Raw genomic sequence first — 26,210 nt, 5'->3', positions numbered from 1 at the left:
CCCGAGGGGCGCGAGACCCGAAGGACCTCCCTCCATGACCACGACGCGACAGGCGGCGCCCGCCGCGACCTCGGACGGGGCTCCCCCGGCCAGGCAGGCACAGCCGGCCGAGGAACGCCACGCCACCGAACTCGCCTTCCTCGCGGCGTACGACGACGGCCCCCGCCCGCCGGGCTGGGCGCTGACCCCGCGGGCGGTGGTCACGTTCATCTGCGGCAGCGGCGGCGAAGCCCTGGAACTGCCGAAGGGGCGCCGCTCCGGCGTCGGCGTCACCACCCCGGGCGACGGCCAGGCGCCGCCGTCCCGGCTCGTGATCGAAGCCAAGTTCGTCGGTGAGCGCGCCCTGGTCGAGCGCTGCGTGGTCACCCTCGCGGGCGAGCGCGGGCTGCTGCTCGTCGGCGAACCGGGCACCGCCAAGTCGATGCTCTCCGAACTGCTCGCCGCCGCCGTCTGCGGCACGAGCGCCCTCACCGTGCAGGGCACGGCGGGCACGACGGAGGACGCCTTCCGCTACGGCTGGAACTATGCCCTGCTGCTCGCCCAGGGGCCGAGCCCCCAGGCGCTGGTCGCCTCCCCGGTGCTGACCGCCATGCGTTCCGGGCGCGTCGCCAGGGTCGAGGAGATCACCCGCTGCCTGCCCGAGGTGCAGGACGCCCTGGTGTCGATCCTGTCCGACCGCCGTGTCAGCGTGCCCGAACTGGCGGGCACCCCGGACGCCCAGGTCGCGGCGGCCCCCGGCTTCACCGTGATCGCCACGGCGAACCTGCGTGACCGGGGTGTCTCCGAGATGTCGGCGGCGCTCAAACGCCGGTTCAACTTCGAGACCGTCAACCCCATCGCCGACCCCGAGGCCGAGGCCGCCCTGGTGCGCGGCCAGGCCACGGCCGTGGTCGGGCGGGCGGGCGCCGCCTTCCGGGTGGACGACGCGGTGCTGGACGCCCTGGTCACGGTCTTCCGCGACCTGCGTTCCGGCCGTTCCGCCGAGGGCTGGGACGTCGAGCGGCCGGGAACGGTGATGTCGACCGCCGAGGCGGTGCAGGTCGCGGCCTCCCTGGGGGTCGCGGCCGCCTACCTGCCCTCGGGGGACGTCCTCGACCTGGTGCCCGGTCACCTGCTCGGCGTGGTCCGCAAGGACGACCCCGCCGACCATTCGAGGCTGCTCGGCTACTGGGACGGCCCGGTACGGCGCCGCGCCGAGGAGGGCTCCGCGATGTGGCGCCGCCTGTGGGACCTGCGGGAGAACCTGCGTTGACCACCGGAGAAGGCCGGGGGAACGGGGCCCCCGAGGACACGACGGACGCCTCCCGGGAGCCGGAGAGCGCTTCCCGGGCGGCGGGAGGCTTTGGAAGGGCGGCCGACGGCCCCCGGCGGGCCGTCGACACGCTGGCCGCCTGCGCCCGGCCGTACCTCCTGGGGGTCCGCCACCACAGCCCCGCGCTGGCGGCGGCCGTGCCGGCGCTGCTCGCGGAGGCCGGGGCCGAGGTGGTCTGCGTCGAGCTGCCCGCCGACTTCCAGCCGTGGCTGGTCCACCTGGCCGATCCGGCGACCGTCGCGCCGGTGGCCCTGGCCGGAACCGGGCAGGACGGCAGACTCGGGTTCTACCCCTTCGCCGACTTCTCCCCGGAGCTGGCCGCCGTCCGCTGGGCCAGGCAGCACGGGGCCGAGGTGCTCTGCTGCGACCTTCCGCTGTCCGCCCCGGCCGCGGCGCGGGACGGGGCGCGAGTCCCGTCCTCCCGCGCCCAGGCGGGCCGGGCCGGGGTCGCCGCCAGGCCGGGTTCCGAGGAGCCCGAGACCTCCGAGCCCCCCGGAACCCCCACGGACCACGGGGACGCCCGGGACACGGCCCTCCCGATGGGGAACGCGTTCGCTGACGGGCTCGCCGCCTCCTGCACCGGCAGGCAGGGCGACGACATGTGGGACCGCTCTGTCGAGGTGCTCGCCCCCGGCTGCTCCCCCGAGGAGGTGCGCCGGGCCGCGCTCGGCGTCGGCTGGGCACTGCGTCAGGACGCCGAGTCCGCCGGAGGCGTGCCCCCGGCCGACCTGGCCCGTGAGGCGCACATGCGCGAGGTGATCGCCGGGGCCCTGGCCCGTGGGGCGCGGGTCGCCGCGGTCGTCGGCGCCTTCCACGCCCCCGCGCTGCTCCTCGCGGATGAGGAACCCGGCGCCGTGGCCTCCGCACAGGGGCAGGCCACCGCACGGGCGGAAGAGCACGCCCGCGCCGCCGCACGGGTCCCCGCCCCGGAGGCCGTCCCGGCCGCGACGTCGCTGGTGCCGTACGCCTTCGACCTGCTCGACTCCCGCTCCGGCTACCCGGCGGGCATCCGGGACCCGCGCTGGCAGCAGGAGGTCTTCGCGGCCGGCGGAGACCCGGACAGGGTCAGGGACGCCGCGGCCCGCGCGATCACCGGCGTGTGCAGGAGACTGCGCGAGGCCGGGCACACCGCGGGCACCGGAGAGGCCGTGGAGACGCTGCGGGTCGCCTGCGACCTGGCGCGCCTGCGCGGGCTGCCCGCGCCGGGCCGGGGAGAGATCGTCGAGGCGGTGACCATGGTGCTCGGCCAGGGCGAACCCCTGGGCCGGGGCAGGGCGCTCGCCCGCGCCCTGGAGGCCGTCCTCGTCGGCGCCGAACGCGGCAGGACCGCCCCGGGCACGCCCCGTTCCGGGCTCGGCCCCGCCGTCGAGGCCGAACTGGCGGCGCTGAAACTGCCCTGCCCGGACAACCCCGACGCCAGGGAGGTCCGGCTCGACCCGCTCCGCTCCGACCTGGACGGCCGCCGCGAGGTCCTGCTGCAACGCCTCCTGGTGTGCGGGGTCGGGTACGGCAAGCAGATCGAGGTCACCGGGACGGGGGACGCCTCCGCGCTCACCACCCGCTGGCGGCTCTCATGGACCCCCTCCGTCGCGGCCCTGCTCGACCTGGCGGGCATCCGCGGTGTCACCGCGGAGCTGGCGGCGGCGGGCACCCTGCGTGAGAACTTCCGCCGGGAGTCGGCGGAGGGCGGTCCGACCTGCGAGCTGATCCTGACGGGACTGCGCGCCGCGGCCGTCTGCGACCTGCCCGGCCTCGTCACGGACCGGCTTGAGGACGCCGCGGCCGTGCTCCCCGCGACCGCCGGACTCCCCGACCTGCTGCGGGCGCTCGACCTGCTGGAGGCGCTGCGGAGACGGCACCTGCCGGGCACCACCCCGCACAGCAGACAGCAGGCGGCCGAACTGGCCGCGACCCTGCTGGACGCCGCAGTCCGCGCGCTGCCCGGCCTGGTCGGCAGCGACCGGCACGAGGACGCCGCCGCCCTGGTCGCGCTCGTGACCCGGGCGGGCGAGCATCGCCTCAGCATGCGCATGGACGACGTGCTCGCCACCCTGGCGAAGGAGGGGTCCCCGCTCATGCAGGGGGCGGCGCTCGCCGCCAGGGTCCTGCTCGACCTGGACGAACCGCACACCCTCGGCACCCGCGCCGCGGGGTGGATCGACACCGCGACCGGTCCCGAGGGGCGTCACCGCCTGTCCCGCCTGGTCACCGGACTGCTCACCGCGGCCGGGCCGCTGCTGCAGTCGGCGACGCCGGTGTTCGAACCGCTGCTCGACCGCGTCGACGGCCTCGCCGACCGTGAGTTCCTCGACCGGCTGCCCGCCCTGCGCGGAGGATTCGACACGCTCACCCCGGCCGCCCGTGACCGGCTGCTGCTGGCGGTGACCGACCGGCTCGGCGACCGCATCGACCTGGCGCTGGGCGCGCCACCGGCGCTGCTCGCGCTGTGGACGGCGGCGGACGCCGCCGGGCTGGCCGCCCTCGGCGCCCTCGGGGTCCCCCTGCCGTCTCCGGGCCCCGAGGAAACGGACACCGGAGACGACGAGGGGCCGCCGACCGCCCGCGACCCCGGCACGCCGTCACGGGCGGCCCGGAGGCTCACCCCGGCCGACAGGTGGCGTCTGCTGCTCGGCAGGGAGACCGGACGGCTCCCCGAGGACGCCCGCCGTTACGCCCACGCGCTCGACGAGCTGTACGGCGGAGGCCGGGGAGAGGGGGCGGACGACCTGACGGCCGGGCAGGGCGGACAGGCCGGTGGCCAGGGGGCCTCCTTCCCCGGGGCCCGTGAGTGGGCCGCCGAGCTGGACGCCCTGTTCGGGCCCGAGGTCCGTGAGGAGGTGCTGGCCAGGGCCGCGGACGAGGGCAGGACCGACGTGTTGTCCGTGCTCGACCCGGACGCGGTGCGCCCCTCGGTGGAGCTGCTGACCTCGGTCCTGTCCCTGGCGGGCGGCCTGCCGGAGCAGCAGCTGGCCAAGCTGAGGCCGCTGGTGCGGCGCCTGGTCGCCGAACTGTCGCGCGAGCTCGCCACCCGCCTGCGCCCCGCGCTGACCGGCCTGTCGACGCCCCGGCAGAGCCGCCGCAACGGCAGGCTCAACCTGCCCGCCACTCTGAGGGCCAACCTGGCGCACACCCGCAGGAACGCCGACGGCGGGTTCGTCGTCGTCCCCGAACGGCCGATCTTCGACACCTCGGTCCGCAAGGAGGCCGACTGGCGGTTGATCTTCGTGGTCGACGTGTCCGGTTCGATGGAGGCCTCGGTCGTCTGGTCCGCGCTGACCGCCGCCGTCCTCGGGGGCGTGCCGACGCTCTCGACCCACTTCCTCGCCTTCTCCACGCAGGTGATCGACCTGACCGGCCAGGTGGCCGACCCGCTGTCCCTGCTGCTGGAGGTCCAGGTCGGCGGGGGCACCCACATCGCCGCCGGGCTCGCCCACGCGCGGTCCCTGGTCACCGTGCCCAGCCGGACGCTCGTCGTCGTGGTCAGCGACTTCGAGGAGGGCTACCCGATCGGGGGCCTGCTCGGAGAGGTCCGCTCCCTCGTCTCGTCGGGAGTGCACCTGCTGGGGTGCGCCGCGCTCGACGACACGGGGGCACCCCGTTACTCGGTGCCCGTCGCCCAGCAACTGGTCGCCGCGGGCATGCCCGTCGCCGCGCTCAGCCCGCTCGCCCTCGCCCGCTGGGTCGGCGACCGCCTCAGAGGAGAGAACCGTTGACCCCGCCCGCCGTACGGCTGCCGCAGGTCGAGCCGCACGTGGCCGCGACCGCGGTCGAGAACCTCACCCCCCGGCTGCGCAGGAGACTGGAGGAGGCGGTCGGACGTTGCGCGGGCCTGCCCATGACCCAGGAGCAGGGCCGCGTCTCGGTCAGCTGGGGGGAGGACGCGGTGGTCACCCTCAGCCCGGCCGGGACGGGCGTCGTCACCGACCCGGCGGCGGCGCTGTGCAGCTGCCTGCTGGCGCCGCGCTGTCTGCACCTGGCGGCCGTCCTCAGCGCCTGCCCGGTCGCGGAGGGAGGCTCCGACGGCGACCCGGTCGCGGCGGCGGCCGAGCCCGTCCTCGCGGAGACACCCCAGGCCGAGACAGCCCCGGCTGAGACACCGCAGGCCAGGAGACCCGTTCAGGGACAGGTCGCGGCGGCGGCCGAGCTGTGGGCCGCGGGCACGGCCGTGCTGGCGGCCGGGGTGCCGGGAGCGGGGGCGCTGCTCCAGGCCGAGCTGCTCAGGGCCGCGCACACCGCCAGGCTCGCCGGGCTGCCCAGGGCGGAGGCCGCGGCGCTGCGCGTCGTCCGCGGCGTGCGCGCCGCCCGCGAACGCCAGGACGGCCACCGCCTGTCCGACCTGGTCTCCGCGCTCGGCGACCTGCTGCTGACCTCCGGCAGGCTCGCGGCCTCCGACCCCGACCCGGCTCTGGTCGGCACCGCCCGCCGCGCCTACCGTCAGGGTGAGGGACTGCGCGTCTACGGGGTCTGCCGGGAACCGGTGATCAGCGCGACCGGCTACGGCGGGGTGGTCACGCACCTCGTCACCGAGGACGGCCGCTGGTTCTCCGTCGCCGACGTCAGGCCGGGAGGACCGGCCCGCGCGAAGGGGGCGGGCACGGCGGCCGTCGCGCTCGGCTCCGCGGCCCTGAACCACGCGCAACTGGCCAGGGGAGGCCTGCTGATCTCCGGCGCGACGGTCTCCCCCGAAGGGCGTCTCGGTTCGGGCAAGGGCGTCAGGGCCACCTCCGTCACGAGGCCGTCCTGGTCGCAGGGGCCGCTGGCGGCGCTGTTCTCCCGGCCCCTGGCCCAGGCGGCGGACCTGAGGCTCGCCGAGGAGGCCTGGCGTGAACCACGGGAGACGGACGAGACGAACCGGCCGGTCGGCTGCGACCTGATGGTCGTCGGAGCCGTCGGGGAACTGCTGCTCGCCCGCGAGCTGTCCCCCGGGGGAGCGGCGCAGGACGGGCCGCTGATCCGCCTGATGGCCGCGAGCTCCGACCCCGGCCTCGCCCACGTCGCCAACCTGCGGCAGCTGGCCTCCCGGCCGGGGCTGCGGGTCAGGGTGCTCGGACGGCTCGACCCCGACAGGGCGGCGACCATGCGCCCGCTGGCGGCCGGGCCGGTCCCGGGGGAGGGTCCGACACTTCGCCTGCCCGCCGAGTGGCACGGCCACGCCGATCTCGGTTACGACCGGCTGAGCGGTTCCCACCTGCCCCCTCGCGAGGCCTGCGCGCAGGACGGGCCGGCCGGGGACGAGGCGCCGGGCCCCGACCCGGTGACCGGCTCACCGCTGTGGCGGGTGCGCCGCCTGGTCGAGCTGGCCGTGACCGGCGGCAGACGGGCGCTCGCCGAGTCCGCCAGGGGCGGCGACTGCCTCGCCCAGCGGGCCTCGCTCCGCCGGGCCGGCTTCGGCACCGCGGCGGAGCTGGTCGGCGCGCTCGGCGCCGAGGCCGACCGCCGTGCCCGCGACGTGTTCGGCCGCCTGACGGACACCGGGGGCGACCGGTACGCCTGGGCGTGGCTGGCCGCCGCGCTCCACCTCGCCGCCACCGAACGGGCGCTGGTCAGGGCCTCCTGGCAGCCGGAGCGTCCCGGCTGAGAAGGAGGTCAGGCGAGCAGGTCGGCCAGGCGCAGGCCGTCCAGCTCCGGGGCGTCCCGTGACGGCAGCCGCAGTGCGACGGCCTCCTCAAGCGAGCGTTCCCCGCCGGGAACCACCCCGAGCCGCCTGACCTCGTCGATCTCCCCGGCGACCAGCGTGGCCACCCGCTTCCTGTCCAGCGGCGTCAGGTCGGGCGAACACCAGGCCCGCACCACGGCATCGGAGCGCAGGTCCCGGAACGTCTGGGTCTCCCCGCGCCGGAGATACTCCTCCCCGGCGCGGTCGATCAGCTGGGCCAGCTCGGGAAAACGCCAGTCGTCCCGCTCGGTCCTGCACTCGATCCGCAGCACCAGGAAGTCGGCCCCGACGGGGGGCCTGCCGTCCACGAGCAGCCTGCCGTCCTCGATCGACAGCGTCCCCGGCGGCTCGGGAGAGTCGATCACCACCAGGTGCCCGGCGCGCACGGTCCTGACGCCGGAGCCGGAGACGCCGGGCACGGGCGCGACCATGGTCCAGTGCACGCCGAGAACCGGCTGTTCGCCCAGGTCGCCCAGGATTCTGTCGATTCCCTCGGACACCTTGGTCGCGATGGTCGCGGCGGCGGCCAGCGGCGGCGCCACCAGCCCGGCCAGCCCCCCGGCGATCTGTACGGCGGTGCCGAGCGGCCCCCTTCCCGAGACGCGGTACAGGCCCGCCTGCACCGTCACCGTGCCCCCGCCGTACGGCAGCAGCGGCGTGATCGGCTCGCCGAGCGTGACGCCGGGGGCCATCCAGGAGGACTGCCCGGCCATCGTGGTGAACGCCAGCGGCTCCCCGCCGAGGAAGGACAGCGAGACCCCGCCGTGCAGCGCCGGATACTGGTCGGCGGCCCAGCTGCGCCGGTCGGCGAGAAACCCCTCGGCGACGAACAGCCGGACGTATCCCTCGTACGGCGCCGGCACCGCCGCGCCCTCCTCGGGGACGAATCCGACGGTGATGTGCTCCGAGGCGGCGTGGAACCAGGATTCGATCCGCTGCCACATGGTCATCCGGGGGTGTCCTCTCCTGTGAAGGTGGTCGGCAGGAAGAGCAGCACGTCGCAGACGGCCTCCCGTTCGCCGCCCGCCTTCCCGACGAGGGCCCGCAGGTCGCGCTGGAGCCGCAGCAGGTGCCGGGGAAGAAGCGAGGCTCCGTGCCCGGAGGCCCTCGACCGCACCAGGGACACGGCCTGGTCGGCGACGGTGTCGGGCAGCGGAGGGACGACGAGCACGGCGCGGGTGCCCATGGCGAGGAGTTCCCTCGCCATGGCGGCGAAACGGCCACGCTGCTCGGCGAGCGGCGCCGGGGGCCCGTCGACCGGGTCGGCCTGCAGGGCGACCAGGGTTCTCGTCCCGGCCTCCATCGACATCGGGCCGAGCAGTTCGGACCGTCTGCCCTGGAGGTCGCCGTTGAGGCGGATCCGCGGTCCCGCCGCCGTCGTCACGGCCGTGCCGACGACGTGCAGCAGGGAGAAGGACGTCCGGCGCACCACCTGCCCGTCCGCGTTCCGCTCAGGGGCGGGCGGTTGCGCGGGCGGCGCGGCGGCGCCCCGGAAGACCCGGGCGTGGGGCGGAAGGCGTGACTCCCAAGGCTCGTCGTCGAGAGAGGAGGGAAGTTCGAGCCGGACGAGGGGCCGGAGACGATCGGCGAAATAGGGGCGCTGGAACTTCCACATGGCGAACTCCCCACCGTCGGGGGGCCCGCTCCAGGCCACGTCCGCCCAGTCCGGCCTCCGGTTCCGCAGGGACCGGCGGCCGACGACGCGGATCACCGCGCGACGGTGCCCGACGCCCATGACCGTGACGACGAGCATTCGGGGGATCAGCCGGTCCAGGAGACCGATCGTGCCCACCGGCACGCGTCGTTCCCAGCCGGAGGGCAGCACCAGGACGACCGCCGCGGTGAACGGGACCAGGGCGGACAGGAATCGCAGGACGGACGGCAGACGGTCCGCGACGGGAAGCAGCCCCGCCGCGAAGGCCAGCGCGAGCAGCGCCACGACGGCCGCCCCTCGTACGGCGCCGCCGAACCCGCCGACGGCGAAGGCGGAGGAGGCCCCGGGGGACAGGGGAGCCGAGGCGGCGAGGTCCAGGGCCAGCTCCGGCAGGTCGGAGCCGGTGGCGGCGGGGTCCTCAAGCAGGCCGCGCAGGTAGGCGATCCGTTCCGGCCAGCCGGAGCCGGGCGGGAGGTCCACCTCCCCGAGGGGAAGCGCGTCCAGGACCGCGACGGGAGGACGTTCGCGCGGGTCGCCGACACGCACCCGGGCCAGCAACGCCAGGATCCGGGCCTGAAGCGCGCCACGCCGGTCGTACGCCCTGTCGAGCAGCGCCGCCGCCTCGTCGAGCATCGGCCCGGCCAGGTCAGGGGAGCGCAGGGCGAGCGTCTCGGCCTTCTCCAGCAGCCGTCTGCCCTCGCCTCCCGGTCCCGGGGGCGGCACCGGGGGACGAACGGCCGGGGTCTCAGGGTTCCCGGCGTACTCCTCGCGGGCGGCCAGCGTCAGCTCCCAGGGGATGCCGGGCTCGGCCGTGGACGGCGGGCCCCAGGGCCGGCCACCGGCCAGGGAACGCCTGTCCTGGCACTGCCACCAGCCGTACCAGCTGCCCGCCTCCTCGGGCGAGGCGGGCCGCGTCCCGGTCACCAGAGTGAGGGTCATCCAGGCCTCCGCGCGCACCAGGGGCGTCCCCGAGGCGGCGAGTGAGGCCAGTTCCGGACAGAGGGCGAGCGACCTGACGCGGCGGCAGGCCCGGATCAGGGCGAGCTGGCACTGCTCGACGGTGTCCGGGTCGTCCCCGGCGGCGACCGCCGCCTCGACGCGCCCGCGCAGCAGTTCCGCGGCCCTGGCGGGCTCACCGAGGGTCAGCCAGGCCTCGGCCACCTCGGCCACCAGCGGCCGTACCCGGTGGTGCTGCCACACCGACGCGCGTCTGGCCGGGGAGTAGGCGTCCAGGACGGTCAGCGACTCCAGGACGTGCGGGTCGAGCGGCCGTCTCCCGTTGTGGACGCGCACCCGCCAGGAGAGCAGCCGTTCCACGTCGATGTCGTCGATCGGGGCAGAGAAGGCGTGCCACGGGGTCTGGAGGTCGTCGTGCTCCTCAAGCCCCGCCGTGACCAGCCGCCACACGAGCAGGCAGCGCGCGTCCAGACGCCGGGGGACGCGCCAGTCGGCCCAGGCGGGGGCGGGCGCGTCGCCGGGGGAGGCGGCCGCGACCAGCGCCAGGGACAGGGCGGTGGCGTTCCCCTCAGGGGCGTCCGGCAGGGGTCTCCGCACGGCGGGCAGGGCGGCGGCGAACGCGTGGGCCGCCAGCCGGCCGGCGGTCTCGCGATCACCGTGGTGCAGGGCGAGCAGGGCACGCTGGGCGGTGACCGCGGCGGCGATCCCCGTCCGCGCGGCGGCGTCCGGACGCCCCTCCTCGGCGCGGTCGAGGCCCTCGCCGATCCGCCGCAGGTCCGCGTCCCGCAGGACGGACCAGTCGCCGTGCCGCATCCAACCGTCGAGCGCGGCGACGAAGGAACCCTCGGGGGCCGCGCGCCGGGCGACCACGCCGGGCAGGACGTCGCCGAGCGGGACATCGGCCCCGGACGCGGCCAGGCCGAGAAGGGCGCGATCGGCGAGCACGACGGCCTGGGCCGGATCGGGATGCCCGGGCGCGTGCTCGGCGACCCGCCGCCACAGCTCGCCGGTGCCCCCGGTCCCGGTGTGCGTCCTGGCCGCCGCCTGGGTGGCGAGGATCGCGGCCAGGATCGACGGCCCCGGCTCCCCGGCCCGCGGCGCCTCCTCGGCGGCGGCACGCACCGTGACCTGCTCGGCCCACGGCCAGGCCTCCTGCGTCGCGGCCCTGTTCTCGACCCTTCGCCAGAAATCCGCCGCCTCCCCGGCGGGCAGCAGGCGGACGGCGGCCAGCACGGTCGCCGCCGAGACCTCGGACAGGACGGGGGCGGTGTCGGCGACGGCGGCGGCGTCCCGGCCGAGCAGGTCCCTCCTGAGCGGGAACCTGCCCGGGTCCGCGGTCGTCACGCGGCGCAGGCGGATCCTGACCTGCTCATCAAGCTCGACCACCCGGGGGCGGCCGTCCCGTCCCGTCTCGGTGACGCGTGCCCACTCCTGGGCGGCCAGGCCGTCGAAGACCGCGTCGGGGTCCAGGCCAAGGCGCAGCAGGGCCGGGCGGACCTGTGCCCGGTCGAACCTGCCCAGCTCGGCGGCGACCGCCAGCGCCCGGGTCACCCCCTGGTCGGCGAGACGGCCGATGATCCGGTGCTCGACGTACGGATCACCCTCGGCGTCGCGCAGCCGCAGAGGGTCGAGCTCGGGTTCGCTCAGCGCCCACTCGGTGTAGGCGGCCAGGTCGAAGGGGTTGAAGACGTCCCCGTTCGCCGACCGGGTGAGCACGGCGGACCTGAGCGGCGGCGGCACCTCACGGGCCGCGAGGTAGTCGTCCGCCTCGGCGCGGGTGAAGCCGTGCGTCCTGACCACCCGCAGGTACGGCCTGGGCCGCAGCAGGGGCCCCGCGGACGTCCCGGTCTCCCCGGTCTCCCCGGTGGCGTCGTACGGCGTGGCGAGCCACCGGCGCCCGGCCAGCAGGACCCGGATCGAGGGCGCCCGTTCGCGCAGCCGTTCCAGCAGGCCGAAGGTCATGTCGATCGCCGGTGCGGGCGCCCCCGGCGGGTACAGCTTGGCCAGCTCCTCGCAGGTGTCCAGCACCAGCACCACCGGAACCGGAAGTTCCCCGACGAACCGGGCGAAGGCCCTCACCATGTGGTCGAGCATCGGGGCCGCCCTGCCGGACAGGCGCCTGCCGCGCGCCAGCTCCTCGTGCAGGCCGGTGACGGAGTCGACGAACCTGCGGTGGGCGTTCTCGGCGTCCCTTCCGATGCCGAACCCCAGCAGTTCCTCGCCGAGGGCGAGCAGGATCTCCCCGGGACGGTCCTGCGGATAGCGGGGATCGAGGTGGTCGAAGTCGACCCTGGCCACCGGAACGGGCGCCGGCCCCCGGTCCCGGGCGTAACGGCCGGAGGCCAGGTGGCGCACGACCATCGTCTTGCCCGTCCCGCCCGCGCCCAGCAGGTGCAGCGCCCAGTACGGCGGGTCGTCGCCGAGCAGGTCGGCGAGGGCGGCCTCGATACCCGCGCGGGGCAGGTAGTGGCGCAGGAAACGGGCGTCCTCGGCCTCGCGGGCCGCGCGGTCGACCCGGCGCCGCGCCCGCCGCGCGGCGCCGGCGAGCGGCTCGCCGAGGACCTCACCGAGCATCCGGGCGGTCGCGACGAGCTGGGCGGCCTCGCTCACCGCGCCCGACTCGACGAGGCCGGAGACGTCCGCCATGAGCGTGGCGCCCGAGCGGTCCCCGCGGTAGACGGTCGCGGCGCGCCGCCAGTCGCCCAGCTCGGCGACGCGGTACGTCAGCTGGAGCAGCTCTCCGGTGACCTCGTCGAGCAGCCGCCCGTGCGCCTGGCGCAGGTGGGAGCCGAGTTCCGGCCGCCTGCTCGCGCGCACCCAGAACGCCTCCCGCCCGGTCGGCAGGGTCCGTGACTCGACCAGCCCCAGGTCGTCGAGGTCGTCGAGGAACCCGGGCAGTTCCTCCTCGGGGGCCAGCGAGAGCCGTACGGCCAGCTCCGTGGTCCACTCGGGCAGCAGCGCGAGCCTGGCCAGCCGGGCCGGGTCGAAACGGCCGAACTGCTCGGCCCGCCACGCGGCGGCGTGCCGTTCCAGCTCGGCGCCCAGGTCGGCCGGGTTCACGGCTCGTACCTCAGGCCGTGGGTTCGGGCGTAGACGCTCCAGCCCTCGGTGTCGTCGTGGGTGAGGAACACCTTGTGCAGGGCCAGGAGCTGCGCCATCCGGTACAGCTCGGTCTTGATCAAACCGGGACGCCCTTCGAGGTGGAGCCTGAAGCTCTCCCTGAGCACCGCCGGATCACTGCCCGGCGCGGCGTAGTAGGTCAGGCGGAAGCGCTCCCTCGGGTGCCACGGCTGCAGCAGAACCCACTGGAAGCCGAGCGAGGCCTCCTCGTCGGACAGCGGTTCGAGGTCGTGGAAGGCGCACCACGGCATTCCGGCCTTCTCCTCGCGGAAGCTGCGCAACGGCGGGCACTCACCGAGGGCGGCGGTCGCGACCACGGGGACCGGCCTGGCGGCGGTGCCGAGACCGTCCGGGGTCAGCAGGTCGAGCAGCCCCTGCGAGGGCTCCGTCCAGCCCAGGGCCCCGACCCACAGGTGCAGCGCCTCCGCCAGGACGACCACGCGGGTGTGGGCGCCGAACGGCGGACCGAGCGTCTCCGCCGCACCGGCCAGGTCGGCCAGGTCGGCGGCGAGCAGCGTGTCGACCGCGCTGGGCACGAGCGGCGCCGCCGACGTGGCGAACCGGGCGACCGCCGACTTCACCCGCTGCCGTGCCACCGCCTCGTCCTCGTCCGCGTCAGGACCGTGCCGTCCTCCGCTCCGCGGCGGTCCGGACCACAGGGACCGCAGCCGTGGCACCGGGAGCGAGAGACGCTCGCCCGTCCGCACGACCTGCGCGAGGACCTCCCCGACGACCTGGCGCAGGCTGTGCGGCGCGGACTGGACGTCGTTGAACGGCGCCAGCAGCAGGGGAAGGTGACCCGCCTGCAGCAGCCGGAACCCGATCTCCCTGAGCAGCCGGGTGCCGCCCATGCCGCCGAAGGCGCCGCCGCTGGTGACGCCGAGGAAGGTCCGCTCGCTTCCCGGCGCGATCAGCCCGTCGAGGGTGTCGAAGATGGGTCCCCTGCCGACGTAGGCGGGTCCTTCGAGGAGTTCGAGCCTTCCCGCCATGCTCCTGGTGCGGTTGACCTCCCCGGGATCGACGGCCCTGAAGTCCGCGGGCAGCGTCTCGGCGAGGAACAGGGTCGGCATCGCCCAGTCGAGACGGTCGTCGGGGTTCGGCTCGCCGAGAAGGGCGGCCCTGCGCCCGTGCGCGGCGGCCTCGGCGACCGCGTCCCCGTGCAGAAGCGCCTGGACGAACCGCCGGGAGAACAACCGGCACGCGTACTCGGTCACCTCCCCGGCGACGGCGACCACGATGGGTACCCCGCCGCGCACCAGGGTCTCCACCAGCCCCGAGGTGCGGTCGAGGCCGCCGTGCGCGCCGCTGTGGCAGACGCTGAGGACGACGGCCAGCGGCGGGGGAGCGTCTCCCGAGACCAGCGCCGAGGCAAGGCCGCCGCCCCTGGTCCACTCACCCGCCAGCTCGACCCAGGTCTCCCCGTCCACCGGGTCGGGCCTGCCGTGGGCGACCAGGTGCACCAGGTCGGGCCGGAGGGACGCGCAGCGCCGCCGCAGCCGGTCCGCGGTCGTCTCCTCGGAGATCCTGGTCATCGCGAGCCCCTGCGACTCGCACTCCCTGACCAGGCCGAGGAACATCGCTCCCGGGCGGATCACCGGGTCGGTCAGCTTCGCGCCGGAGGCGAACAGGATCCTGGGCGTTCCCCGCACGGTGCGGTGCCCGCCGGGCCCCGGGGCGGGGATGAGCCGGGTGACGGCCACGAGCAGGCGGGGGTGGGCGGCCAGCGGGCCGTCCTCGGTGTACATCGCCTCCCAGATCAGGGGTTGCAGTTCCATCGGCAGCCGCAACGCCAGCTCGATCCCCCGGCCGTTCCCGGTCAGGCCGGTGACCGCCCGCCAGACGGGACGCAGCAGGGCCTCGAACAGCGCGGTGCCGTACGAGCGGGCGTCGGGGCAGGCGGCGGCCCTGGCCGTCAGCGACGGCCCGGCCCCGCGTTCCAGCGGATAGGAGAAGGCCCCGTCGTCGCAGGGCAACGGCCTGCCCTCGTGCAGGACCGTCACCGTGTTCTCCGGACCGGTCACGCTGACGAGCAGCCGGGCGCTCATCGCGTGCTCCCGAGCAGTCGTCCCGTCAGTTCCTCGGCCAGCCGGGCGACCGGCGGCCCGGCGGGGGAGACGCCGAGCCTGCCCGGCGGGCCGCACCGGGGCAGGTGTCGCAGCAGGTTGGCGTGGAGCGCGGACGGAGCGGCCGGGCCCGCGTCAACGACCGTCGCCGCCGCCGCGAGGAGCAGCCGCGCCGAGTACGGCTCCGCCAGGCGGGGCAGGAACGGATCGGATCCGGCCAGCGAGCGCGCCTGCGCCCGCACCGTGCCCCGTTCGGCGAACCACCCGGGGGACAGGCCGCTGAGCTCGACGAGCGTACGGCCACCGGCCCGCAGGCCGAGCAGCGCTCCGGCGGCCCCGGCCAGCTCGGGGGCTCCCGCGCCGCCGAGGCCCGCCTGCCTGGCGACCTCGGCCATCAGCGCCAGCCGTACCGGGAGAGGCGGGTAGCCGCCGTGGGCCCGTGTCAGGGACTCGGGAGGGCCGTGGCCCAGTTCCTCGACGATCCACGCGGCGGCGGGGCCGAGCATCAGGACCGAGTAGGCGTCGGCGAAGGACTCCAGCGCCCAGCGGCGCCACCTCTCGTCACCCGTCGCCTCGGCGAGGGCGTCCCTGCTGGCGTTCTCAAGCCCGGGGTCCAGGTCCTTGTGCACGTGGTGGCCGACCTCGTGGGCGGCCAGCGTCAGCCACCACGCCTGGACGGCCGTCCACTCGGGCAGGCAGACCACCGGGACGGGCAGCCGTCCGACGAACTCGGCGACCAGGGAGTCGGCGGGCAGGCGCAGGTCGGGCGGCACGGAGACGCGCGGAGTCGCGAAGGCGTCGAAACGCGGCTCGACGTAGGCGAGCGGCCCGGTCGGCGGCTCACGCCCGAGATCCTCGAACGGCTGCCGCCAGCAGCTGAGCACGACCTCGTCGGCGCAGGCCAGGATCCCGGCCAGGACGGGGTCGCGGCGCTGGTCGTACTTGGCGGCGTACCAGTCGAACAGGCGCCGGATCGTGAACACGGCCCCGTCGAGCTCGCCGCAGCGCCGGTAGGCCTCCCCCGAGGCCGCGCGGGGGTCGATCGCCTCGATCTCGCGGACGACGGCGCCGAGCATCCGCGACAGGACCCCGTCGAGCACGTCGAGGTGGCCGGTGAAACGGTGGAGCCGCCGGTCGTCGTGGCCGCGCCGCATCCAGCCGCCGATCTCGTGGCCGAGGCGCAGGGCCGTGGTCGCAGACCGGTCCAGCCTGGCCCGGACCCGCTCGGGATGCACAGCAGCAAAATATGCCGGGGGAACGCGTTCCCGGGGCCGGATGGAAATTCGTGACCGGGTCGTTGCGGGTGCCCTCGCCCGCCCGTTCTCACCCGCCGGGAAAAACCCATTTTGTGCCGTTATTTCGGCTTTTGGGTGCGTAAATGGCCTTACTTACGGGGCTCTGGAGAAAGGGAACGGACCCGCGTCCTGGTGAGACGCGGGTCCGTCCGAAGAAACGACCAGAGGGGTCAGATCTTCTGCCAGAGGCTCGGCACGTTCGCCGGCTCCCAGCCGGGCAGGGCGGTGTGGCCCTGCAGGCAGCGGTAGGTGGAGCCGCCGTAGGTGACCTGGTCACCCGCGCGGTAGGCGGTGCCCGCGGCCCAGGTGCCGCCGGGGTTGGAGGTCGGGGTCACCGTCGGCGTCACCGTGGGGGTAACGGTGGGCGTGGCGGTGGGGGTGGGGTCGGGGTTACCGCCGCCCACCTGTACGTCGACACACGCGTAGAAGGCGTTGCCCGTGTCGGCGATGTTCCAGATGGCGAGGACCTTCTGGCGTCCGGTCCTGCCACCCAGGCTGACGCTGTGGGAGACGGTCGAGCCCGGCTGCCTGCCGCCGTCGTTGAACGAGGCGATCTTGGAGCCGCCGATGAAGTACTCCCACGTGCTGGTGGCGTGACGCGCGGTCAGCGTCCAGGTGAAGTTCACCGTGTTGCCGACGCTGGTGACCGGCCACGCCCTGCTGTCGTCGTCGAGCTCGGTGAAGCGGGAACCGCCGCTGCACTGCCTCGAGCCCTTAGGGGCCTCGACGCTCTGCGGCTCGTACTTGACCTGCCCGCAGGAGATCTTGCCCTGGGCGCAGAACGCCTGACGGCTCGGCGGGGAGGAGATGTAACCGTGTGCCTCGGCAGGAGTCGCCATGAAGACGGTGGTCACCATGGCCAGTATCGAGGCCGATGCGAGGGTTGTCGTTCTCCGCATGTGGTGCTCCTTTGCTGGGGGGTGACTCCGAATATAAAGGAAAGTTTCCTAACAGTAAATCCTCGTGTGGAGTGAGGCCCGGGACGAGGCCGTGACGGGGAGCCGTCACGCGGGGGGTGCTCGCCCCGGGCCGGGGGAGTGTCACGAGGACAGGAGTCCCGCCTGGGAGAAGCCTCCGCCTTTCTCGCGTATGTGCAAGGGGTGTTGAACGCTCGTTGAGTGCCGGTTAAGGGATCGTTAAGGGAATCGGGGAACGTTTCGGGGATCACCGGGAAACCCCTGGGTGGCGCCGGTCGCTCCCGCCGTCCGGTGTGCCCCGGGCGCGAGCCGTACGGTCCGGTGAAGTCAGGCATCCATGGCCATCTCGGGATCTTCCCTGTCAAAGGGTTGTCAGAGATGGCTCTGCGGGCGTAAGAATCCCGTTTGGATCACTTTTTCCGATCGATGGCCGCCATAGCGTGCTTCTCGCGCGGCCACCGCGCCTCGCTACCTGAAGGAGAAGGAGTCCATGGAGATCTCGCGCCGGAACGACCCCCCGCTGCTGGTGCCCGTACGCGCTGGCCGGGGGAGCCTGGCCCTGCGCCTGTTCCGGACGGCGACCGGGGAGAGGACGGCGGTCGCGTTCACCTCGCGGGACCGGCTCGTCCGGGCACTCGGCGACGGCCACGCCTGGATGTGGCTCACCGAGCGCGCGTTGCGGAGGATGCTGGAGGACCTCGGCGTCAGCGGCATCGTGATCGACCCTGCGGGAACCGAGGGAGACCCCAGCCTGCAGGCGGCGTGAGACGGGCCCCGCCCGGAGGTTCCGGGCGTTCCCCCGTCGCTCTCCGCCGGGCCGACACGGGAACAACGGGGAGGGCGGCCGAACGGCCGCCCTCCCTCACGGATCGGACCGCCGGGTCCCGGAGACGTCAGGGCCTCGTCCTCCCGGATCCCGCGGAGGCGAACGGGGACGCGGAAAGAGCGCACGGGCGGGCCGCTCCCACGGCGCAGGCCGGACTCTTCCGCCGCGCGGGGGTGAGGTGAGCCCTACCCCAGGCGTTCCGGCGTGTGGCCGGGGAAGGACCACCCACATCGGCTGTACGGCGCGAGGGAGGGTCCAGGGAGGGGCGGATGCCGGAGAAGAGACTCACCAGAGCACGCTGGACGCACGTCGCCCTGCCCAGCGGCGATCTGGACGAGGCGATCGAGTTCTACACCACGATGACCCCGCTGGTCGTCGTCTCCCGGCACGAGGACGACCAGGGACGCAACGCCTGGCTGTCCAACGAGGGGCAGGTCGAGACGCCCTTCGTGCTCGTGCTGGTGGAGTTCGCCGCCGACCGGGGCAGGCGGCAGCCACAGTTGTTCCCGTTCGCGCACCTCGGCATGGAGGTGCCCGAACGTGAGGACGTCGACCGCGCGGCGACCGAGGGGAGAAGGCGGGGCTGCCTGCACTGGGAGCCCATGGACCTGCCCCCGCCGGTCGGTTACGTCTGCGCGTTGCGCGACCCGGACGGCAACGTCGTGGAGATCTCCCACGACCAGCGCGTCTTCGAGGAGGTCCGCACCGTCTGGGGGGACTGACCCTCTCCGCCGGTGTCACCGGTCTGGCATGGTGGCACCGGACAACCCGGGCGAATCAGCGGGAACGCCGGAGCCCGGCGGGGGAGAAGGGGAGCCATGACAGGCGGCGTGGAGGAGACGACGGCTCAGGAGGGGGTCCACGGAACGGCCCGGGGGAGGGGCCGGGCGGAGATCGTGACGACGGTGGTCGCGGTGACCGCCGTCGTCGCGCTGTCCCTGAACCTGCGCCCCGCCCTGGCCGGGTTCTCCCCGCTCGCCGGGGAGGCCGGGACCGAGCTGGGGCTGGGCGCGGGCGCGATCTCCCTGGTGACCACGCTGCCGCTGGTGTGCTTCGGGGTCTTCGCCCTGTTCGCCCCCGCGCTCAGCCGAAGGTTCGGCGCCGAGCGGGCGCTCATGGCGACGATGCCCCTGCTCGCGGCGGGCATCCTGCTGCGCGGCGCGGGCGCGACCACGGCCCTTCTCCTCGGGACCGTCCTGGTCGGGATCGCCATCGCCATCGGCAACGTGCTGCTTCCCGGCGTGGTCAAGAGGCGCTTCCCCACGGCGACCGGGGCGATGACCGGCCTGTACGCCTCCGCGATCGGCGGCGGCGCGATGCTCGCCGCCGCCCTGGCCAAACCGCTGGACGACCTGACACACGGCTGGCGCCCGGCCCTGGCGGTGTGGGCGCTGCCCGCCCTGGCCGCCGCGGTGCCCCTGGCGCTTCTGGCCCGCGCCACCCCGCGCGGCGCCGTGACCGTACCGGGCTCCCAGGCCACGCAGAAGGCGGACGCCGGTCGGCGGCCGGTGCGGCGGCTGACCACGGCGGCGCTGGCGGTCTTCTTCGGGCTGCAGTCGGTCGTCTTCTACGTCGTGCTCGCCTGGCTGCCCCGCGTCCTCACCGAGGCGGGGACCGCCCCGGCCGACGCGGGGTTGCCGCTGTCGTTCGTCCAGCTCGTCAGCCTGCCCACGGGCCTGACGGTGTCGATCCTGGCGCGTACCTCCCGGAGCCAGGCGTGGTACGCCGCGGCCTGCGGGGTCGCGGGCGCCGCCGGGTTCACGGGGCTGCTGGTCGCGCCGGGGGCGGCGCCGTACGCGTGGGCGCTCCTGCTGGGGCTCAGCGTCGCCTCGTTCCCGCTGGCCCTGGCCATGATCACAGCCAAGGCGGGCGGGCCCTCGCACGCCGACCGGCTGTCGAGTGTGGTGCAGGGCTGCGGTTATCTCATGGCCGCCGCCGGTCCGCTGGCCGCGGGACTGCTGCGGGACGCGACCGGCACGTGGACGGCGTCGCTGGCCTTCCTGCTCGTCATGGCCGTTCTCCTGGCGCCTGTCGGCTGGTTCGCCGCCAGGCTCTGACCCGCCGCCGGGCCGGCGTTCCTGCGTCCAGCGGGCGGTGAACACACGACCGTCATCGTGGCCGCGTGTTCAGGCCTCCGCTGGAATTCCCGCGGAGGCCGTTTCACGGAAGACACGCTCTAATCGAATGACAAAAGGTTATGGTCACGGCCCCCTCCGGGCCCGGAGAACACTCCCTTCCTCTCACACGCGCGCATTATCATGCGGCAATGACAGACATGAGAAACGGCGTCTGCGCGGTCTGCGGAGGCGAGGAGATCTACACCGCGTCGACCCGTCTGGAGACTCCGACCGCTCTGTTCGGGATGCTCCACACCGAGAAGGTGGATCTCTATGCCTGTGTCTCCTGCGGATTCCTCCAGACCTTCCTCGACCGTACGGACGACCAGGCCCGGTGGATGCGCAACTCCTGGAAACGGGTCTGAGGTCAGGAGCAGTTCAGGCCGGGGTCGTTCCTGGGGCCGCACGGGCCGTGGTTGCCTCCGCCGTCGGTCACCTCGCCCGCCCGTCCCCAGATGACGAACCCGCCGTTGTCCGTGCCGTCGTTGCGGGCCAGTTCGACCGGCGCCTGTTCGGTGCCGGAGACGTGGACACCGTCCTTGATGGGGTCGCCGTCCCTGTCGACGGCGCCGAGCGGTGCCAGGCCGTTGTGCACGAAGGTGTTCCCGCTGACCGGGTAGGGGGTGACCCCGGTGAAGCGGATGGGGTCGATGAGGATTCCGGCCACCCGGTTGCCCTCGAACTTGTTGCCGCTCACCGACACGTTGGAGAAGCTGACCCAGAAGGTCATGCCGTAGCGGTTGGCCTTGAAGACGTTGTTCTCGACCCTGTTCGGGGCGCCGGTCGAGTGCTCGGCACGGAAGCCGACCTGGGCGTTGGTGAAGACGTTGTCGGTGTAGACGTTGTCGTTGCTCCGCTCGGTCAGGTTCACCGGGAAGCCGTCGAAGAGGTTGCCGCTGAAGACGTTGGAGCCGCTCTCGGCGAGTTCAAGGTAGCCGTTGCTCAGCACGCTGCCCTTGACCGTCCACCCGTGCCCGTTCGTCCCCTGGAGCCGTCCGTGCACGGTGCACCGGTCGATCGTCAGGACGGAGGAGCCGGTCACGTCGATCCCCTCGGCCAGGCAGGCGGAACGCGGGCCGACCAGGGTCAGGGAGGCGGCCTGGTCCGCGCTCAGCGCGTTGCCTGCGAACCTCACCCGGGAGAAGACGGCCGCGCCGCCGACGACCTCGGCCCCCAGGCGGAACCCGCTGATCACGCCGTCGTGTACGGCGACGCCCTTCCTGTCGCCGACGGCGACACCCCTGCCGGTACCGTCTCCGGCGATGCTGTGGCCCGCGAGGTCGACGGTCACGCCGTCCGCGCCGATCGTCAGCCCGTCACCGGCGCAGTTCAGGTCCCGGGTGAGGGTCACGTCCGAGGTCAGTACGGCGCCGCAGCCGACCTCCTCGTCGGCCGCGGCCGAAGGCGAGGGCACGGCCAGCGCGGCCGTCAGGGCCAGGGTGAAGGCGGCCGTTTTTAAAACGTGCCTTTTCCCCGGTTCTTTTCCATAATTCACGGTGGTCTCTTCTCTGTTTTGGGCGGATCGTCCGGGCGTTTTGGCCGGGCCGATGCGAATTCCTTGACCGAAGAACGCGCAAGGCCAAAGACTGCATGATCCGCGCTGATTCGAGAAGTCAGAAAACCTGTGCCGCCAATGCCGTCGTTAAAGCTTTTCCGCTACTGGATCGGAAACGCCGGACGCCTTCTCCCGGCGGGCGGCGCGGTAGTGGTAGGCGCACACCTCCTCGAAGCCCGCCCTTCCGTACAGTCGCAGGGCCGGGGCGTTGCCCGGCTCGACCTGTAGGTACATGCGGGCCGTTCCGCGTTCTGCGGCCCAGCGGGCCAGCGCGGCGAGTACCCCGCGGGCCGCGCCCCTTCCCCTGGCCCCGGGGAGGGTGGCCATCCCGAACACCCCGGTCCAGCCGGTGTCGGCGACAGCCCTGCCGACCGCGACGACCCCGCCGTCGGCCACCGCGCAGGCGTAGGCGCACGGCAGGTCCAGACGGGTGAGCATGTCCCACTCGGCACGGGAACCGCCCCGGCCGTTCACGGCCTGCCAGGTTCGGAACCACTCCGCTGTCGGGCGCTCGCCCAGCCGTATCCGAAGCGGGGCGTCCCCGAGGCGCTCCAGCACCCGTGTGGTGGGCGCGGCCTGTAACGACACCGCGTTCACCCTGAGGTAGCCGCGCTCGGCCAGGAGGGGGTCGAGGCCTCCGGGACACGCCGGGCTGATCTGGAAGCGCGATCTCGTACGGTGACCGGCGTAGAACGCCTCCGCCTCGACGATTCCCCGTGCGAGGTCACCGGGACCGGGGTCGCCGTGGGGCAGCACCGTTCCCGCCCACCAGGAGGGGCCACGGGTGTGGCGCAGCGACCACTCTCCGAGGGGTCTGACGTGCTCGACGGGCAGGGCGCGGGCCGCTCTCTCCTGCAGCTCCCTCACCGGCCTCTCACCGTCCACGGCGACGCACCTCCTCGCCGCGACACCTTAGCCGGGACCGTCCTGGTGATCAGTCGTTCGCGTCTCTCAGCAGGGTCAGGTTGTGTTCGACCTCCTGCCGCATGATCTCGCTCGCCCGTCCGGCCTCGCCTCGCCGTACGGCGTCGACCAGGGCGGTGTGGCTGTCGGCGCCGGGGTCGGGGCGGTCGTGGCGCAGGGGGAGCAGCCTGACCAGGTCGACCAGGCCGTCGCGCAGCGCGGGCTCGAAGGCGGAGAACAGCTCGGTCAGCACCGGGTTGTGCGCGGCGGCCACGACCGCGGCGTGCAGCGCGACGTCGGCGGCGACGAACTCCTCGTCGCCGCCGAGGGCCGCGGCGTGCCGGGCGGCCAGCGCGTGGTCCAGGGCGGTGAGGTCGTCGTCGTCCCTGCGCAGCGCGGCCAGCCCCGCCGCCTCGACCTCCAGCAGCGCGCGGACCTCGAAGAGGTGGACGGCCGAGGCGCGGCGCAGTGTGGTCCGCAGATCCTCGACCGGCCGGACGGCGACGACGAACACCCCGGACCCCTGCCGGGTCTGCAGCATCCCGGCCCCGGCCAGCGCGCGGATGGCCTCACGCACGGTCGAGCGGCCGACGCCGAGCTGTTTGGCCAGCTCGTTCTCTCCGGGGAGTCTGGTGCCGACCGGCCAGCGCCCCGAGGCGACCTGTTCGCGCAGCGTCCGCGCCGCCTGGTCGGCCAGCGGGCTGCGGGTCAGGGGGTTCAGTGTCACCTGTCCAAACCTCTCAGGTTGTCTGAGGAGTTGTTTCGGGGTTAGTCTACCTGGCATGACACCGCGTGCTCTCCTTCTCGGCCGCCGCGGCGGGGCCTGACCTGACCGGCACCCCGTCGCGGAGTGCCGCTGTGCCGCCGGTCACCACGACGGCCCAAAGGAAACCCCCGTGATCTGGAACACCCAGCGCCCCAGCGCGATGCCCTCCTTCCGTTACCGCCCGGCGCACGAGCGCGTCCCGCTGCCGCCGGTCGAACGCGCCTGGCCTCTGCGCCGGATCGAGCACGCCCCCCTGTGGGTGCCGGTCGACCTGCGCGACGGCAACCAGGCCCTCGCCGAGCCGATGGACCCCGCCCGCAAGCGCCGCATGTTCGACCTCTTCCTCGCCATGGGGTTCAAGGAGATAGAGGTCGGCTACCCCTCCGCCAGCCAGACGGACTTCGACTTCGTCCGCCACCTGGCCGAGGAGGACCTGGTGCCCGACGACGTCACCGTGGTCGTCTTCACGGCCGCCCGCGCCGACCTGATCCGGCGGACCTACGAGTCCGTCGCGGGCCTGCGCCGCGTGGTCGTGCACATGTACACCGCGACCGCGCCGACCTGGCGCCGGGTCGTCCTCGGCCGGGAGCGCGACGAGCTGCGCGACCTCATCCTGGCGGCGGGCCGGGACGTCGCCAGGGGCGCGGACGCGATGCCGGAGGGCTCGGTGCGCTTCGAGTTCTCCCCCGAGGTCTTCAACCTCACCGAACCCGACTACGCGCTGGAGGTCTGCAACGCCATGTCGGAGCTGTGGGACGCCTGCCCGGACCGGCCGGTGATCCACAACCTCCCGGCGACCGTCGAGATCGCCACCCCCAACGTCTACGCCGACCAGATCGAGTACATGGACCGCAACCTGGCGCGCCGTGACGGCGTCATCCTGTCGGTCCACCCCCACAACGACCGGGGCACCGGCGTCGCGTGCGCGGAACTGGCCCTGCTCGCCGGGGCGCAGCGCGTCGAGGGATGCCTGTTCGGCAACGGGGAGCGCACCGGCAACGTCGACCTGGTCACCCTGGCGCTCAACCTCCACGCCCAGGGGATCGACCCGATGATCGACCTGTCCGACATCGACGGCGTCCGCCGTACCGTCGAGCACTGCAACCGCATCCGGGTCCACGAACGCCACCCGTACGGCGGGGACCTCGTCTACACGGCCTTCTCGGGAACCCACCAGGACGCCATCGGCAAGGGGCTGGCCCATCACGCCAGGCGGGCCGCCGAGCTGGGCGTCCCCGTGGAACGGGCCCCCTGGGACGTGCCGTACCTGCCGATCGACCCCGCGGACGTGGGCCGCGACTACGAGGCGGTCATCCGGGTCAACAGCCAGTCGGGCAAGGGCGGCGTCGCCTACGTGCTGCGGACGGCCCACGGCCTGGACCTGCCGCGCCGCCTGCGGATCGAGTTCTCCGGGGCGGTGCAGCGCGCGGCCGACCGCGACGGTGGCGAGATCGGCGCGGAGGGACTGTGGGACCTCTTCCGGGCCGAGTATCTCGACCGGCGGGGACCGGTGACCCTCGGCTCCTGGCGGGTGAGCGAGCCCGAGCCGGGCACGCACCTCTTCACCGGGGAGTTCCGCGTCGGCGGGGAACGGGCCGAGCACACGGGGACGGGGCAGGGGCCGCTGTCGGCCCTGACCCGGGCCCTGGCGGAGGTGGGGATCGAGATCGACGTCCTCGACTTCGCCGAGCACGCGCTGGGACAGGGCCGTGACAGCCACGCAGCCGCCTACGCGGAGTGCCGGATCGGCGGGGTGACCCGCTGGGGGGTCGGACTCGACGCCTCGGTGCTCACCGCGTCCGTGCTCGCCGTGCTCTCCGCCGTCAACGCCGTGCTCTCTCCCGAGGGCGCCCGGGACGGGGCGGGCGCTTTCGGCTCCGGCCGCTCCCCGGAAACGGGTTAGAAGTCGGTGATTCTGCGTTCCTCCGGCGGCAGCAGGAGCACTTCGAGCGCCCTGGCGCAGGCCCGCGCGTGCATGGCGAACCAGCCGATCCGCGTGTCGGTGATGACCTCGGGCGTCGAGCGCACGGCCAGCGCGTACCTGACCTGCTCCGCCCGGTCCAGGACCGGGACCGCGAGGGTCCTGATCCCGTGGGAGGACTCGCCGTCGTTGAGGGCGTATCCGGCCTTGCGCACCCGCTCTATCTCGGCGCGCAGTTCCTCCGGGTCGACGATGGTGCGTTCGGTCTGCGGCCGCAGCGGGCCGAGCGCGGCGACGTCGTCCTCTCCCGGCGGGGCCCAGGCGAGCAGGACCTTCCCGAGCGCGGTCGAGTGCAGCGGCCTGCGCAGGCCCGTTCCGTCATCCGGGTCGACCGAGCCGCCGATCAGGATCACGGCGTGGGGGCCGTTGCGGATCGCCAGGTCGACGGTGGCGGAGGTGGCGTGGGCGAGCTGGCCGAGCTCCGGCGCGACCCGGTGCAGACCCCGCTGGTGGAAGGAGAGACGGCCGAGCTCCGTCATCGAGGGGCCGAGACGGTACCTGGAGGTCCGCGCGTCCTGTTCGAGGAAGCCGGTCGACACCAGCGCGCGGGCCAGCCGGTGCGCGGTCGAGGTGGACAGCCTTGTCCTGCGGGCGAGGTCGGAGGCACTCAGCGTGGGACCTCCGTCCCTGAAGCAGGCCAGCACGCTCATGGCCCGCTGTACGGCCTGCGTGCCGGACGGGACCCCGCTCTTCTCCATATTCCCACGATATAGGAAATATCCGCATGTCACCGGGTTGAGGTCCGGACTTATCGCCTGCTTTGCGTGGTTTTGTTCCCACATTATGGGATAAAGCGCATTTCCTGCTACTTTAGTGGTGAAAAACGGGAGGGTTGGTCCCCTCCTCCCGGGCATGTCCCAGGGCGGCCTGCGCGTGAGGGTGTCTGCCGCGGCAGGATGCTCAAGAAGGTATGGCGTAATGAGATGGCCCGCCGGTGGCGACCGGAATCGGACGGGGCGTCCGACCCCATCAGCCATGTTTCAATGCCCCGTCGTTCTATATCGCGAAGTTATGGAAATTCGTGGGGTACTCCGCCATACCTCCTCGGTGTCAGCTTTGGTCCAGCCCAACTGTCAGGGCTCCTTGCA

General features: G+C 73.9%; 17 protein-coding genes. 8 read left to right on the top strand and 9 right to left on the bottom strand.

Annotated features, from left to right (window positions below; all coding sequences use genetic code 11):
- Positions 1-34 precede the first annotated feature (34 nt).
- From ABT340_RS38025 to ABT340_RS38015, 3 genes are read left to right on the top strand one after another with little or no spacing between them, the layout of a single operon-like run.
- Positions 35-1,252, top strand: a complete 1,218-nt coding sequence (locus tag ABT340_RS38025; RefSeq protein ID WP_352015769.1) for an ATP-binding protein — start codon at positions 35-37, stop codon at positions 1,250-1,252.
- Positions 1,249-5,025 carry a vWA domain-containing protein gene (locus ABT340_RS38020; protein ID WP_352015768.1) on the top strand — a complete coding sequence of 1,259 codons (3,777 nt, stop codon included), beginning with the start codon at positions 1,249-1,251 and terminating at the stop codon, positions 5,023-5,025. The genes ABT340_RS38025 and ABT340_RS38020 overlap by 4 nt, the downstream gene beginning before the upstream one ends.
- The gene (locus ABT340_RS38015) at positions 5,022-6,890 is read left to right on the top strand and encodes a hypothetical protein (RefSeq protein WP_352015767.1); all 1,869 of its coding nucleotides are present in this window, start codon (positions 5,022-5,024) and stop codon (positions 6,888-6,890) included. Before ABT340_RS38020 ends, ABT340_RS38015 begins: the two co-directional genes overlap by 4 nt.
- Positions 6,891-6,898: 8 nt before the next feature.
- On the opposite strand, the gene ABT340_RS38010 is transcribed toward ABT340_RS38015, so the two are convergent.
- The 5 genes from ABT340_RS38010 to ABT340_RS37990 form a co-directional block, all read right to left on the bottom strand.
- Positions 6,899-7,918, bottom strand: a complete 1,020-nt coding sequence (locus tag ABT340_RS38010; protein WP_352015766.1) for a hypothetical protein — start codon at positions 7,916-7,918, stop codon at positions 6,899-6,901.
- The gene (locus ABT340_RS38005; RefSeq protein WP_352015765.1) at positions 7,915-12,639 is read right to left on the bottom strand and encodes a hypothetical protein; all 4,725 of its coding nucleotides are present in this window, start codon (positions 12,637-12,639) and stop codon (positions 7,915-7,917) included. The genes ABT340_RS38010 and ABT340_RS38005 overlap by 4 nt, the downstream gene beginning before the upstream one ends.
- Positions 12,636-14,744 carry a CHAT domain-containing protein gene (locus tag ABT340_RS38000; RefSeq protein WP_352015764.1) on the bottom strand — a complete coding sequence of 703 codons (2,109 nt, stop codon included), beginning with the start codon at positions 14,742-14,744 and terminating at the stop codon, positions 12,636-12,638. Before ABT340_RS38000 ends, ABT340_RS38005 begins: the two co-directional genes overlap by 4 nt.
- Complete coding sequence (locus ABT340_RS37995; RefSeq protein WP_352015763.1) at positions 14,741-15,997, bottom strand: hypothetical protein; 1,257 nt, start codon at positions 15,995-15,997, stop codon at positions 14,741-14,743. The genes ABT340_RS38000 and ABT340_RS37995 overlap by 4 nt, the downstream gene beginning before the upstream one ends.
- Positions 15,998-16,227: 230 nt before the next feature.
- Positions 16,228-16,956 (bottom strand): lytic polysaccharide monooxygenase, encoded by a 729-nt coding sequence (locus tag ABT340_RS37990; protein ID WP_352015762.1) that lies wholly within the window; start codon positions 16,954-16,956, stop codon positions 16,228-16,230.
- Between the two features lie 508 nt (positions 16,957-17,464).
- Here ABT340_RS37990 and ABT340_RS37985 point away from each other — a divergent pair.
- From ABT340_RS37985 to ABT340_RS37970, 4 genes are all read left to right on the top strand, one after another.
- Positions 17,465-17,740, top strand: coding sequence for an SseB family protein (locus ABT340_RS37985; RefSeq protein ID WP_352015761.1), 276 nt, complete (start codon positions 17,465-17,467; stop codon positions 17,738-17,740).
- A gap of 329 nt (positions 17,741-18,069) precedes the next feature.
- Positions 18,070-18,522 carry a VOC family protein gene (locus ABT340_RS37980; RefSeq protein ID WP_352015760.1) on the top strand — a complete coding sequence of 151 codons (453 nt, stop codon included), beginning with the start codon at positions 18,070-18,072 and terminating at the stop codon, positions 18,520-18,522.
- Positions 18,523-18,618: 96 nt separating this feature from the next.
- The gene (locus ABT340_RS37975; RefSeq protein ID WP_352015759.1) at positions 18,619-19,857 is read left to right on the top strand and encodes an MFS transporter; all 1,239 of its coding nucleotides are present in this window, start codon (positions 18,619-18,621) and stop codon (positions 19,855-19,857) included.
- Positions 19,858-20,066: 209 nt separating this feature from the next.
- Entirely contained in the window at positions 20,067-20,282 is a 216-nt protein-coding gene (locus ABT340_RS37970) for a hypothetical protein (RefSeq protein ID WP_352015758.1), read from the top strand.
- 2 nt (positions 20,283-20,284) lie between these two features.
- Here ABT340_RS37970 and ABT340_RS37965 read toward each other — a convergent pair whose 3' ends face one another.
- From ABT340_RS37965 to ABT340_RS37955, 3 genes are all read right to left on the bottom strand, one after another.
- The gene (locus tag ABT340_RS37965) at positions 20,285-21,412 is read right to left on the bottom strand and encodes a right-handed parallel beta-helix repeat-containing protein (protein ID WP_352015757.1); all 1,128 of its coding nucleotides are present in this window, start codon (positions 21,410-21,412) and stop codon (positions 20,285-20,287) included.
- A gap of 147 nt (positions 21,413-21,559) precedes the next feature.
- Positions 21,560-22,357 (bottom strand): GNAT family N-acetyltransferase, encoded by a 798-nt coding sequence (locus tag ABT340_RS37960; protein WP_352015756.1) that lies wholly within the window; start codon positions 22,355-22,357, stop codon positions 21,560-21,562.
- A gap of 49 nt (positions 22,358-22,406) precedes the next feature.
- The gene (locus ABT340_RS37955; RefSeq protein ID WP_352015755.1) at positions 22,407-23,102 is read right to left on the bottom strand and encodes a FadR/GntR family transcriptional regulator; all 696 of its coding nucleotides are present in this window, start codon (positions 23,100-23,102) and stop codon (positions 22,407-22,409) included.
- A 199-nt stretch (positions 23,103-23,301) separates the two neighbouring features.
- Here ABT340_RS37955 and leuA point away from each other — a divergent pair, with 199 nt between their 5' ends.
- Positions 23,302-25,044 (top strand): 2-isopropylmalate synthase, encoded by a 1,743-nt coding sequence (leuA, locus tag ABT340_RS37950; RefSeq protein WP_502992589.1) that lies wholly within the window; start codon positions 23,302-23,304, stop codon positions 25,042-25,044.
- Here the strand turns inward: leuA and ABT340_RS37945 are convergent.
- Positions 25,041-25,820, bottom strand: coding sequence for an IclR family transcriptional regulator (locus tag ABT340_RS37945; protein WP_352015754.1), 780 nt, complete (start codon positions 25,818-25,820; stop codon positions 25,041-25,043). The genes leuA and ABT340_RS37945 overlap by 4 nt on opposite strands.
- Positions 25,821-26,210 lie beyond the last annotated feature (390 nt).

Source organism: Streptosporangium sp. NPDC000239 (assembly GCF_040300765.1).
Lineage (GTDB): Bacteria > Actinomycetota > Actinomycetes > Streptosporangiales > Streptosporangiaceae > Streptosporangium.
Note: the sequence above shows the minus strand (reverse complement) of the source record. Positions and strands in the feature narration are given on the sequence as shown.